12 protein-coding genes are annotated in these 12,908 nt (G+C 53.6%); 9 read left to right on the plus strand and 3 right to left on the minus strand.

Going from position 1 to position 12,908, the window contains the following annotated elements:
* Positions 1-4: 4 nt before the first annotated feature.
* Positions 5-919 (plus strand): hypothetical protein, encoded by a 915-nt coding sequence (locus tag SK50_RS00620; protein ID WP_015570028.1) that lies wholly within the window; start codon positions 5-7, stop codon positions 917-919.
* A 28-nt stretch (positions 920-947) separates the two neighbouring features.
* On the opposite strand, the gene tdh is transcribed toward SK50_RS00620, so the two are convergent.
* Together tdh and kbl are read right to left on the minus strand one after the other, a co-directional pair.
* Positions 948-1,976, minus strand: a complete 1,029-nt coding sequence (gene tdh / locus SK50_RS00625; RefSeq protein WP_017383610.1) for an L-threonine 3-dehydrogenase — start codon at positions 1,974-1,976, stop codon at positions 948-950.
* Positions 1,977-1,985: 9 nt separating this feature from the next.
* The gene (kbl, locus tag SK50_RS00630; RefSeq protein ID WP_015570030.1) at positions 1,986-3,182 is read right to left on the minus strand and encodes a glycine C-acetyltransferase; all 1,197 of its coding nucleotides are present in this window, start codon (positions 3,180-3,182) and stop codon (positions 1,986-1,988) included.
* Positions 3,183-3,395: 213 nt separating this feature from the next.
* On the opposite strand from kbl, the gene rfaD reads away from it, so the two are divergent.
* From rfaD to SK50_RS00660, 6 genes are read left to right on the plus strand one after another with little or no spacing between them, the layout of a single operon-like run.
* Positions 3,396-4,328: an ADP-glyceromanno-heptose 6-epimerase gene (gene rfaD, locus SK50_RS00635; RefSeq protein ID WP_003860858.1), complete on the plus strand. Its 933-nt coding sequence runs from the start codon at positions 3,396-3,398 to the stop codon at positions 4,326-4,328.
* A gap of 2 nt (positions 4,329-4,330) precedes the next feature.
* Positions 4,331-5,377 carry an ADP-heptose--LPS heptosyltransferase RfaF gene (rfaF, locus tag SK50_RS00640; protein ID WP_015570031.1) on the plus strand — a complete coding sequence of 349 codons (1,047 nt, stop codon included), beginning with the start codon at positions 4,331-4,333 and terminating at the stop codon, positions 5,375-5,377.
* A gap of 3 nt (positions 5,378-5,380) precedes the next feature.
* On the plus strand, positions 5,381-6,364 hold the full coding sequence (gene rfaC / locus SK50_RS00645) for a lipopolysaccharide heptosyltransferase RfaC (RefSeq protein ID WP_017383611.1): 984 nt from the start codon (positions 5,381-5,383) through the stop codon (positions 6,362-6,364).
* Between the two features lie 3 nt (positions 6,365-6,367).
* Positions 6,368-7,477, plus strand: coding sequence for a glycosyltransferase family 9 protein (locus SK50_RS00650; RefSeq protein ID WP_017693958.1), 1,110 nt, complete (start codon positions 6,368-6,370; stop codon positions 7,475-7,477).
* A gap of 5 nt (positions 7,478-7,482) precedes the next feature.
* Entirely contained in the window at positions 7,483-8,382 is a 900-nt protein-coding gene (locus tag SK50_RS00655) for a glycosyltransferase family 2 protein (protein WP_045343869.1), read from the plus strand.
* Positions 8,370-9,581, plus strand: a complete 1,212-nt coding sequence (locus SK50_RS00660) for an O-antigen ligase family protein (RefSeq protein ID WP_015570034.1) — start codon at positions 8,370-8,372, stop codon at positions 9,579-9,581. The genes SK50_RS00655 and SK50_RS00660 overlap by 13 nt, the downstream gene beginning before the upstream one ends.
* A gap of 26 nt (positions 9,582-9,607) precedes the next feature.
* Here SK50_RS00660 and SK50_RS00665 read toward each other — a convergent pair whose 3' ends face one another.
* A complete protein-coding gene (locus SK50_RS00665) occupies positions 9,608-10,561 on the minus strand; it encodes a polysaccharide deacetylase family protein (RefSeq protein WP_017693960.1) in 954 nt (317 codons plus the stop codon).
* A 150-nt stretch (positions 10,562-10,711) separates the two neighbouring features.
* Between SK50_RS00665 and rfaQ the strand changes: the two genes are divergently transcribed.
* Together rfaQ and SK50_RS00675 are read left to right on the plus strand one after the other, a co-directional pair.
* Positions 10,712-11,782 carry a putative lipopolysaccharide heptosyltransferase III gene (gene rfaQ / locus SK50_RS00670; protein ID WP_017693961.1) on the plus strand — a complete coding sequence of 357 codons (1,071 nt, stop codon included), beginning with the start codon at positions 10,712-10,714 and terminating at the stop codon, positions 11,780-11,782.
* A complete protein-coding gene (locus tag SK50_RS00675) occupies positions 11,779-12,906 on the plus strand; it encodes a glycosyltransferase family 4 protein (protein WP_015570036.1) in 1,128 nt (375 codons plus the stop codon). The genes rfaQ and SK50_RS00675 overlap by 4 nt, the downstream gene beginning before the upstream one ends.
* The last annotated feature ends 2 nt before the right edge of the window (positions 12,907-12,908 follow it).

The following is a 12,908-nucleotide window of genomic DNA, read 5'->3' on the forward strand; positions in this document are numbered from 1 at the left end:
GAACATGTTTAAATTCCTGAATGCTCGCTACCGCCACATTACCGGGCGTCATAACATTCCTTACGCTTCCCTTCCGGTCACGCGCGATCTCGTTGCGGTGGATTCCATTGTGATCCCGTGTACGGGCGCGGATTTCGTCGAAGAGGCGTTATTGTCAGCGACCTTTGCAGAGCGTTATGCCACCGACGTCAGCGAGATTGTTATCGTCAGCGATCAGCCTGAATCCGCTTTCGGCGAGCTGCCGCCAAAAACCCGCGTTGTTACCCTCACGCTTCCAAAACGTGAAGAAGGTTACCGCTATAAGCAGATCTACCTCAGTCGTCTGGTGAAGCTTAACGCTCCGTTGCAGGCGCGCGGTGAAGGTGTGCTGATGATCGACTCCGATCTCAACCTGCTTAAAATGCCAGAGATCAACATGGCGGATATGCACATCTACTCCAGCTTCCGTCAGGGCAAAATGATTGCCAAGCTGGACGGCGCGCCAGCGGAGAAAGTGCCGGCATATTACAAAGAAACGGTGCGTCCGTATCTGGTCGATCACGTTAACGGCGCGTTTCTTGCCGCCACCAAAAAGACCTGGCGCCGTATCTGCCCGCTGTGGCTGACGCTGTTCCAGGATACCTGGGAGCTGATGGACGACACGCAGCCGCCGACCGATCAGCTGCCGCTCGCTGCGCTGCTGGACATGCTGGATGTAAAAACGGTTAACCTCGGTGACTGGATGAACTGGCCGGTCTCCAAGAAGATCGGCGGTCAGGAAGCCGTTGTGCCGAAAGAGGTGATTGGCGCGCACGGTGGTTTCCCGCTTTCCGAATGGCAGAAGTATCTGGAATCTCCGGATAACAAACTGCTGTTCAAAGGCCAGGATTACACCCGCAAGGTGCGTTACCTGACGGACGAAGAGAAAAAGAATCAGTAAAAAAAAGGGGCCGCTAGCCCCTTTTTAATTACTTATCCCAGCTCAGGATCACTTTCCCTGACTGGCCGGACCGCATTGCGTCAAAGCCCTGCTGGAACTCATCGATGGAGAAACGGTGAGTGATAATCGGGGACAGATCCAGACCGGACTGGATCAGCGCGGCCATCTTGTACCAGGTTTCGAACATCTCACGGCCATAGATGCCCTTAATGAACAGCCCCTTGAAGATGACTTTGTTCCAGTCAATGGACATATCTGACGGCGGAATACCCAGCATCGCGATACGGCCACCGTGGTTCATGGTGTCGAGCATGGTGCGGAACGCCGGTGGCGCGCCGGACATCTCCAGACCCACGTCAAAGCCTTCGGTCATGCCCAGCTCTTCCATCACATCGGTCAGGCTCTCTTTCGAGACATCCACCGCGCGGGTGACGCCCATTTTGCGCGCCAGCGACAGGCGGTATTCGTTCACGTCGGTGATCACCACGTTGCGCGCACCCACATGCTTCGCCACGGCTGCCGCCATAATGCCGATGGGGCCCGCGCCGGAAACCAGCACGTCTTCACCCACCAGGTCGAAGGAGAGCGCCGTGTGTACCGCGTTGCCGAACGGGTCGAAAATGGAGGCCAGATCGTCAGAGATATTGTCCGGGATTTTGAACGCGTTAAACGCCGGGATCACCAGGTATTCCGCGAAGCAGCCCGGACGGTTCACGCCCACGCCGACGGTGTTGCGGCACAGGTGGGTACGCCCACCGCGACAGTTACGGCAGTGACCGCAGGTAATGTGGCCTTCACCGGAGACGCGATCGCCAATGTTGAAGCCTTTTACTTCCTGGCCGATACCCACCACTTCGCCGACATATTCGTGACCGACAACCATCGGTACCGGAATGGTTTTCTGCGACCACTGGTCCCAGTTGTAGATGTGAACGTCAGTACCGCAGATGGCGGTTTTACGAATTTTGATCAGCAGATCGTTATGACCGACTTCCGGCTCCGGCACGTCGGTCATCCAAATCCCTTCTTCCGCTTTCAGTTTGGATAACGCTTTCATCATACGTCCTCAGGCAATGACGCCCAGCTGTTTGCCGATGCGGGTAAAGGCTTCCACCGCACGTTCAATTTGTTCAGGCGAGTGCGCCGCAGACATCTGGGTGCGGATACGCGCCTGACCTTTTGGTACCACCGGGAAGAAGAACCCGGTCACGTAAATCCCTTCTTTCTGAAGCTCACGAGCAAATTTCTGCGCGACAACCGCGTCGCCCAGCATCACCGGAATGATCGCGTGATCGGCACCGGCCAGGGTGAATCCTGCGGCACTCATTTTTTCACGGAACAGGCGGGCGTTAGCCCACAGGCGGTCGCGCAGCTCAGCCCCGGATTCCACCATCTCCAGCACTTTAATGGAGGCAGCCACAATCGCCGGCGCCAGGGAGTTGGAGAACAAATACGGGCGGGAGCGCTGGCGCAGCCACTCGACCACCTCTTTACGCGCGGCAGTGTAGCCGCCAGACGCGCCGCCGAGCGCTTTGCCCAGCGTACCGGTGATGATATCCACGCGGCCCATTACGTCGCAGTATTCGTGGGAGCCACGACCGTTTTCGCCGACAAAACCGACCGCGTGAGAGTCATCCACCATCACCAGCGCGTCGTATTTATCCGCCAGATCGCACACGCCTTTCAGGTTGGCAATCACACCGTCCATGGAGAACACGCCGTCGGTGGCGATCAGGACGTGGCGAGCCCCTGCTTCACGGGCCTCTTTCAGGCGCGCTTCCAGCTCCACCATGTCGTTGTTGGCGTAGCGGAAACGCTTCGCTTTGCACAGGCGTACGCCGTCGATGATGGAGGCGTGGTTCAGGGCGTCGGAGATAATCGCGTCTTCTGCGCCGAGCAGGGTCTCAAACAGACCGCCGTTGGCGTCGAAGCAGGAGGAGTACAGAATCGCGTCTTCCATTCCGAGGAAGTTCGCCAGCTTTTGCTCAAGCTGCTTGTGGCTGTCCTGCGTACCGCAGATAAAGCGAACGGAGGCCATACCGAAACCGTGGGTGTCCATGCCGTTTTTCGCCGCGGCAATTAGCTCAGGGTGATTCGCAAGACCTAAATAGTTGTTCGCGCAAAAGTTGATCACATGGCTGCCGTCGGCAACGGTGATGTCCGCCTGCTGGGCAGACGTGATAATACGCTCTTCTTTGAACAACCCTTCCGCACGTGCGGTGTCGAGGTCGCTGTTTAACTGTTTGTAAAAATCACCACGCATTGCAATTCTCCAGACTCGGCAAATTTTGGCACATATTACCCAAACCAATAGTTCATGACGAGATGACGCAGTATCTCTTCTCGTTTTTGCAGCATAAATCACGCGTACCCCTGCTGCATATCGGTGAATGGCTGAAGCCTGAGCATTGTGATGATATGATAAAGAGATTAGCGTTCGGGATATTCCCCGACTCATACTTCAAAGGTTACAGTTATGATCATCGTTACTGGCGGCGCGGGCTTTATCGGCAGCAATATTGTTAAGGCCCTCAATGACAAAGGCATCACCGACATTCTGGTGGTGGACAACCTGAAAGACGGCACCAAGTTCGTTAACCTGGTGGATCTGAACATCGCTGACTACATGGATAAAGAAGACTTCCTTATCCAGATTATGGCGGGTGAAGAGTTCGGCGAGATCGAAGCCATCTTTCACGAAGGTGCTTGCTCCTCCACCACCGAGTGGGACGGCAAGTACATGATGGATAACAACTATCAGTACTCCAAAGAGCTCCTGCACTACTGCCTGGAGCGTGAAATTCCGTTCCTGTACGCCTCTTCCGCGGCAACTTACGGTGGGCGCACTTCAGATTTCATCGAATCCCGCGAATATGAGCAGCCGCTGAACGTTTACGGTTACTCCAAATTCCTGTTTGATGAGTACGTACGTCAGATCCTGCCAGAAGCGAACTCGCAGATTGTCGGCTTCCGCTACTTCAACGTCTACGGGCCGCGCGAAGGCCACAAAGGCAGCATGGCGAGCGTGGCGTTCCACCTGAACACCCAATTAAATAACGGCGAAAGCCCGAAACTGTTCGAAGGCAGCGACGGCTTCAAGCGTGACTTCGTCTACGTGGGCGATGTGGCGGCAGTAAACCTGTGGTTCCTGGAAAATGGCGTGTCCGGCATTTTCAACCTGGGCACCGGCCGCGCGGAATCCTTCCAGGCGGTGGCAGACGCGACGCTGGCGTACCATAAGAAAGGCAGCATCGAGTACATTCCGTTCCCGGATAAGCTGAAAGGCCGCTACCAGGCATTCACCCAGGCGGACCTGACTAACCTGCGCGCCGCAGGTTACGACAAGCCGTTCAAGACCGTTGCCGAGGGCGTAACGGAATATATGGCCTGGCTGAACCGCGACGCATAAGTATGAAGATTCTGGTGATCGGCCCGTCATGGGTGGGCGACATGATGATGTCGCAAAGTCTCTATCGCACGCTCAAGGCGCGTTATCCCCAGGCGATAATCGACGTGATGGCACCCGCATGGTGCCGTCCGCTGTTATCGCGTATGCCGGAAGTGAACGAGGCGATCCCGATGCCGCTCGGCCACGGGGCGCTGGAAATCGGTGAACGCCGCAAACTCGGCCACAGCCTGCGTGAGAAGCGCTATGACCGCGCGTACGTGCTGCCAAACTCTTTTAAATCCGCCCTTGTGCCCTTCTTTGCGGGCATCCCGCACCGTACCGGCTGGCGCGGTGAAATGCGCTACGGCCTGCTGAACGACGCCCGGGTGCTGGATAAAGAGGCCTGGCCGCTGATGGTGGAGCGCTACGTGGCGCTGGCCTACGACAAAGGCGTGATGCGCAGCGCGAAAGATCTGCCGCAGCCGCTGCTGTGGCCGCAGCTCCAGGTAAGCGACGGGGAGAAATCCCACACCTGCAACGCATTTGGCATTTCGTCCGAACGCCCGATGATTGGGTTCTGCCCTGGCGCAGAATTCGGTCCGGCAAAACGCTGGCCGCACTATCACTATGCAGAGCTGGCGAAACAGCTTATCGATGAAGGCTATCAGATTGTGCTGTTTGGCTCGGCGAAAGATCATGAGGCGGGCAATGAAATTCTCGCCACGCTGAGCACCGAGCAACAGGCATGGTGCCGAAACCTGGCCGGGGAAACGCAGCTCGAGCAGGCGGTTATCCTGATTGCCGCCTGTAAGGCCGTGGTCAGTAACGACTCTGGCCTGATGCACGTCGCCGCCGCGCTGGACCGCCCGCTGGTCGCGCTGTATGGCCCAAGCAGCCCGGACTTCACGCCACCGCTGTCGCACAAGGCGCGCGTGATCCGTTTGATCACCGGCTACCACAAGGTGCGTAAAGGCGATGCCGCAGAAGGCTATCATCAGAGCCTGATCGACATCACGCCGCAGCGCGTCCTTGAAGAACTCAACGCACTGCTGTTGAGCGAAGAAGGATAACGGATGCGGGTATTGATCGTTAAAACCTCCTCAATGGGTGATGTTCTGCATACGCTGCCGTCGCTGACGGACGCCATGCGGGCCATTCCCGGCATCCGTTTTGACTGGGTGGTGGAAGAAGGCTTCGCGCAGATCCCCACCTGGCATGAAGCGGTTGATCGCGTTATCCCGGTGGCCATTCGCCGCTGGCGCAAAGCGTGGTTCTCCGCACCGATTAAAGCCGAACGCAAAGCCTTCCGCGAAGCGGTGCAGGCCCGGCGTTACGACGCGATCGTCGACGCCCAGGGGCTGGTGAAAAGCGCCGCGCTGGTCACGCGTCTGGCGCACGGCGTAAAGCACGGCATGGACTGGCAAACCGCCCGCGAACCGCTGGCGAGCCTGTTCTATAACCGTCGCCACCATATTGCGAAGCAGCAGCACGCCGTGGAACGTACCCGCGAGCTGTTCGCTAAGAGTCTCGGCTATGCAAAACCCGACCTCCAGGGCGACTACGCCATCGCACAGCATTTTCTGCGCGAAACGGACAGTGATATCGCGCCGTATCTGGTCTTCCTGCATGCCACAACGCGCGATGATAAGCACTGGCCGGAAACGCACTGGAGAAGGCTGATTGAACTAATGCAACCTTGCGGTATCCATATTAAACTCCCGTGGGGCGCTGAACATGAGCGGCAGCGAGCGGAACGTCTGGCAGCAGGTTTTTCCCACGTCGAGGTGTTACCCAAACTCACGCTGGCGCAGGTTGCCGCACAGCTGGCGGGCGCTAACGCCGTCGTTTCTGTGGATACAGGGTTAAGCCATTTAACCGCCGCACTGGATCGTCCTAATATCACGATTTTCGGCCCGACCGATCCGGGGTTGATCGGGGGTTACGGTAAAAACCAGCATCAGATGGTTAGCCCTACGCAACAAACGAAGGATATTAGCGCAGATGCTATTTTTTCATTTTTACAGGGCAGCCATCGGCTTTCCAACAGGGATATTTAACCCATGAGTTATGTATTTCTGCTGATTTTACTCTTTCCGGTGAAACTCATCCGGAAGCTGTTTCGAAAGGACACGGGCAAGAACCTTGTCATTCAGACAGCCAAAATCGGTGACTTTATTAATGCGACGCCTCTTCTGGCATATCTGCAAAAAAGCGATGTGTTGATCAGTCGCAGCGTTGGCGCGCTGGCGAAGCATGATGAGACTATTGAGCAGATCTATTTTATTGAGCAGCATAAGCGCAACCTGTGGCGTAAACTGTGCTTCGCGTGCAGGATCATGAACCGCTACGACAACGTCTACCTGCTACAGCCCAACAGCGTGAACCTCTTTTTTGCCGCCGTCTGCAATGCCAAAAACAAACAATTTTTAAGCATTTACACGCGCAGGTGGTATCACGGGATTTTCTATCTCGCGGCCGACGGTACCGTTGAGCATGGCAAAAAAACGCTTTCGGTGACGAACTACCTGAAACTGGCCGACCGCTCGCTCACGTGGCAAGACTCTCCCAAGCACGCCACAAAGCCACTCTTCAAGCCGACGACCTGGCCGGCCATACTTGATAAACCTGGCGTTATCCGCATCGGCATCAGTATTGCGGCGGGCAATAAAGCCAAAACCGTCCCTCCGGTTATCTGGAAGCGGATTGTTGATCAACTTGCTGATTTACCCTGCGAGTTTTATGTCTTCGGCGCGCCAAACGAACAGTCGTGGATGGACGATATCACCCGTCTTTACGGTGACATCCCCAATTTTATCAATCTTATTGGCAAAATTTCGCTGGAAGAGCTTCCCTGGGCCATTTCTAAGATGGACTGCTATATCGCGTCTGACTCGGGGAATGTCTACATCGCAGACGCCGTCGGCGTGCCGGTGGTCCTGCTGTTTGGACCGTGTTGTCACTATGAACAGCGTCCGCTTGGCAATGTGATGCTGATCGGGAATGACGATAACATTTGTTCTTATGTGTTTGAAACGCGCTATTACTTCCCGCAAGAACGGGAAGCGCTATTCTCTGTCACTGACTCCGCGTTACACGATCTTCAGCAGTTTATCCGTACATTACCAAAAGCCCGCTCACTGGCTAGCGCTACCGACGCTCAAGGAAACTAATTTTTATGGCTTTTTTAAGCGTCATTATTGCTGCGCATAACGCTGAAGCTACGCTGCACGCCACGCTTTCAAGCCTGCTGGCAGCAACCGATCAGGATACTGAAGTCATTATTTTCAATGACAGTTCTGAGGATGCCACGCAGGCAATAATTGAAGAGTGGTCGCCGAAATTTCCTCAGATCATAACGCGCACCGTGAACTTTCGTAACGTTGGCCGGGTAAGAAACAGCGCTGTCGCGCTGGCATCGGGTGAGTATATTACGATGCTCGACAGTGATGATTGCTTAAAGCCGGGCAGCCTCAGGGACGCAATAGCCTTCCTGAAAGCGCAACGTCCGGACATGTTACTGACTCGTTTGCTTGAGATTCGCGATCCCCGGAGAATGACTTCAGACTGGCAGGGATTTAATCCTGTGCCATTGTCACAACATGAAGCAATTGCTCGTTTCTTACTTCATAAAGACTTTCAGGCACATCTCATTGGCCAGTTTATTCATCGTAGTCTTTACGAGAAAAACCCCATACCTCCGATGTTATGTTATGAGGATTTCGCTGTCTTCCCGGGAATGTTGATGCAATCGAGCAAAATAGCCTATCAACGCCAGGGGCATTATTATTACATCAAGCGTCGCGACAGTTTGTCGAGCAGTCTGGACGCCAGTAAAATTTCAACGCTTGTCGAATGCACGTTACAGATGGAAAGAACATTTCCGTCACGCTACAAACATCTCGTCAATTGCCACTGGTTTGATATTTACAGCAACCATCGGTCCTGTCTGACAGACCAACAATTGCAGCTCGTGAAACAACGCGTAAAGACCATGTATACATTGTCTTTTTTCATGTCCACCGATGTTCGTTTTAGCTACAAAAAAAGGGTTATTGAGGCGTTATGGAAAAAATAAAACCACGGCTATATCAACTGACGATCGCTTTAAGCCTCATCTCCTTGATACTGGCCTTAGTCAGTTCTGGGAAGCAAAGAGAGTTTTTCTATATCGCTATTTACGTCAGTATTATTGGCCTGGCTTTCGAATATAAAAAAATCACTTTGCGACCTTTTACTATAGCGCTGCCCATTCTGCTGATTGGGTTACTTAACCTCGGCTGGTACTTACTCTATGAGTATCATAACGAGGGCCTCAACCTTTACAGCGACTACCTCGGTGCCAGCAAAAAGTTAATTTTAGCGAGTGTCCTGATTTTCTATATCGACCGCTTTAAGTTTTATATCGATAAGGATACCTTCAGGAAATTCTTCTTCTTCGCAACGGCCCTGGGGTTTGTGCTCGCCACAGGGTATGGCTTGTGGCAGGCCTCGCAAGGTATGACTCGCGTTGAGATGGCAATTAACCGTGCCACCGTTTCAGCTTATGTTTATTCTGTCCTGTCACTGGCTTTTGTATACAGTCTTTACCTTCAACAGAACGTGAAGCTGTATGTTGTTGCGGGCTTCACTATATTAATCTCTTACTTCGTCATACTGTTGACGGGGACCCGCGCTGCGATGGGTTTATATCTGCTTCTGGCGATTGTGCTCACGCTTTATCATTTCAGAAAGATTCATCTTAAATCAGCCCTCATCTTTTTATGCATTGTTGCAGGCGTTGTAATCGTTAGCTACAAGCCATTGATTTCGCCAAAAATACAACAAACCCAACGTGAGGTTGAACGTTATCAACAAGGTTTTGACCGCACCTCACTCGGCGCACGTTTTTCGATGTGGACTATCGGGATCGAGAATGGTCTTGCCCATCCGTTAGGGCAATCGCTGGAAGAGCGTGAAGCGTGGACCCGACACTACATTAAAGACGGCCATCCTCACCTTGGCAGTGCACTCGAATACATCAAAGTCCACCTGCATAATGAATTTATTGAGAAATACTCTTTGCAGGGGATCCCCGGCGTAGCGGTAATGCTCTTTTTCTTCGTTTCGATGATTGTGTATGCCCTACGAAACAGAAATGCACTGCTGCTGACGTCGATGCTTCTTTTGCTTTTGTATGGACTGACAGATGTCATACTGCTCAGTTCAGAAGCCTTAATCTTCTTTATGATTTTGTTTGCGCTAAGTACACCTTTCTCACAAACAAAACAGCAATAACAAATATGCCCGCCTGGCGGGCATAACTATTTTTTGTACTGGTAAAACTCCGCCAGCGTCATCCCCACGGTCTTATCTGATAACCAGGTAAAGAGCTGCTCCAGATCCTGATACAGCCCCTCAATCGCGACCTCGTCTTTAAAAGTAGGGCTCCCGCCAGGCATAAATTCCGACGAATGCAGCATGAATTCCACGTAGTCATTCCCCTGAGCCAGGCACTGCTGCGCAACCTTAATCATCTCCGCCGCATTTCCTCCGGACGGACGTAACCAGTTAACTGACGGAGAACGGTATTTACCGCGCAGACGATCATAACCCTGCTTCAGGGAATTCAGCCATGCCGGGTGTTTATACTGGATGCTCATCGGCACTTCGAGGAGAGGGCTGTTTCCCGGCCGGGAAATGTCGTCTACGTCCAAAAAGTAGGCACGATCGGGAAAATGCTGGTAATTCGTTCCGCCCTTACCCTGCGGGGCACCTTTCGCGTTGCGCCAGTTCACGCGCGGCGTAACGGAACAATCTACCTGATACCCCAGCTCAATCAGCAACTGGGCGTAACGGCTGTCGAATGCCCAGCGCCCGGCGCGATGGCTGAGCATTTTTGTCTGGAAAGTCTCTTCCAGTAAGCGGGTCATGAAGAGCACTTTCTCACGCATGACCTCGTCTGAAAACTCAATCAGATAAGGCTGCCAGCGCCAGTCATCACCGGTCAGATCGTGCTCCGGAGGGCTATTCCAGGCATGGAGATGCATTCCCACCTCACCCTGGCCGCGGGCTATGACCTCTTTCGCGAACTCAATGAATACCGGTTCGACTGCCATCTCGTAGTTGGTCAGCCAGACGGGCTTAAAGCCGAAGCGTTCACAAAGCGCCTGAAACCGCGCCAAATAGCGCGCGTTTTCCGTTTTGATCACCCGGTGGTTCTGCCAGAGATTATCCCCTTCGGTATCGATCGTGATGATAAACGCTGGTTTTTTCATAATGAGCCCGCAAGACAAAATAGTTAGCGCTATGTTACGCACGCCCGAAAGCAGGAGTAAACCCTTCCAGGGAAATTCCTGACATTATGGAGAAAGAGTGCAAGTCGTTACCAGGTCTATTAGAATTGCCAATAGTACAACGCCGATAAGATGATGATGAATAACTTACCTGACACGCCTGATTTGCGCATTTTACTGATCAAACTTCGCCATCATGGTGACATGTTACTCACCACCCCCGTCATCAATTCATTACGCCAGAAATGGCCTGAAGCCCAAATCGACGTGCTTCTCTATGAAGAGACGCGAGACATGCTCGCCGCGCACCCGGCAATCGGGACGATCTATGGTATCGATCGTAAATGGAAGCAGCTGGGGACGCTGAAGCACCTGCAAAAAGAGTGGCAGTTGCTTCGTGCTTTACGCGCTCAGCATTATCATCTGGTGATCAATCTTGCCGATCAGTGGCGCAGCGCGATTGTTACCCGCTTCACCGGCGCACCGGTTCGGCTCGGGTTCGCTTTTAACAAGCGCAATAATGCCTTCTGGCGTTTTTGTCACAGTGAACTGGTCTCGGTCGCCAGCCATCAGTCGTTGCACACCGTTGAACAAAATCTCTCCATACTGTCAGCGCTGCCGGTAATGGCCAACCCTACCGTGACCATGGCTTACAGCGTGGATGACTGGCGCCATGCTCACCAAAAGCTGTCGCAAAAGGGCGTGGGAGACCGCTACATCGTTATTCAACCCACTTCACGCTGGTTCTTTAAGTGCTGGGATGAAGGCAAAATGGCGCAAACTATCGCCGCGTTGCAGCAGGACGGCCACACTATCGTCCTCACGGCGGGACCGGATAAGAAAGAGCTGGCGATGATTGACCGCATTCTTGCCGCCTCCCCGCAGACGGGTGTTGTATCGCTGGCAGGGCAGTTAACCCTGCGCCAGCTGGCCTCGCTAATCGATCACGCGATCCTGTTCATTGGCGTTGACTCCGTACCCATGCACATGGCCGCCGCTCTTCAGACGCCCTGCGTGGCGCTGTTTGGCCCGTCAAAATTGACGTTCTGGTCGCCATGGCAGGTTAACGGAGAGGTCATCTGGGCAGGTAACTACGGCCCGCTTCCCAACCCTGACGCCATTGATACAAAAACGACGGAACGTTATCTCGACGCCATCCCCGTTGATGCTGTCGTCTCCGCCGCAAGGAGATACCTGCAATGAAGCTTCATCGTCTGGCCATTGTGCGCCAAAAATATCGCCCGGATGGGGGAGCAGAACGTTTTGTCTCCAGGGCACTTACCGCGCTGAGCAATCAAAATCTTGAGCTCAACGTCATCACCCGCGAGTGGCAGGGCGAAAAGCAGGACGACTGGCATATTCATATTTGCGATCCCCGAAAGTGGGGCCGCATCAGCCGTGAGCGCGGCTTTGCACACGCCGCGCGCGCGCTGTGGCAGCAACAGCAGTTTGATATTGTCCAGAGCCACGAACGTATTCCGGGCTGCGATATTTACCGCGCCGGGGATGGTGTACATCGACGCTGGCTGCTACAGCGTACGCGTATTCTCCCCGCCTGGCGCGCGAAGCTGCTTATGCACGATCGCTATCACCGCTACGTGATGCACGCAGAACGTGAAATGTACCAGGCTCCCGAGTTGAAAGCCGTTATCTGTAATGCGGAGATGATCAAGCGCGAAATCGTCGAAGACTTTGATATTGACGCAAAAAAGATACATGTGATTTATAATTCAATAGATTCCAGCCGCTTCGTTCCGGCAGAAGAGAGGCAACGCGCTGTACTGCGTCAGCAATTTGGCTTACCCGCTGATGCCGTCATTTTCTGCTTCGTGGGTTCAGGGTTTGAACGTAAGGGGCTGGCAAGCGCTATTCGGGCTATAGCAGGAACCTCGGCGTGGCTGGTTGTGGTCGGTCAGGATAAAGCGGAAAGCCGTTATCGCGACCTCGCCCGTTCATTAGGCTGTGAGGGGCAAATCCGTTTCCTGGGGATGCAAAAAGAGACGCTGCCGTTTTATCAGCTTTCTGATGGTTTACTGCTGCCGACGCTGTATGATCCTTTCCCTAACGTCATACTTGAAGCAATGGCCTGTGGATTGCCCGTCATTACGTCAGAGAGTTGCGGTGGTTCAGAATTTATTGAGCAAGGCCAGAACGGGTTTTACTGTGATGCACTTGATATCCACACATTGAAGGAGGCCGTCATGTCCATCCCTTCACTGGAAAAAAATAACAATATGGGGCTTGCGGCGCGTGAACGCGTCAGAGAAGCAACCCCTGAAAAACTATCAAGTCAGCTTATTTCGCTTTATCAAAAATTACTGGATTAATA

Origin of the sequence: Enterobacter sp. BWH64 (assembly GCF_001037645.1) — a bacterium.
Taxonomy (GTDB): Bacteria; Pseudomonadota; Gammaproteobacteria; order Enterobacterales; family Enterobacteriaceae; genus Enterobacter; species Enterobacter hormaechei_C.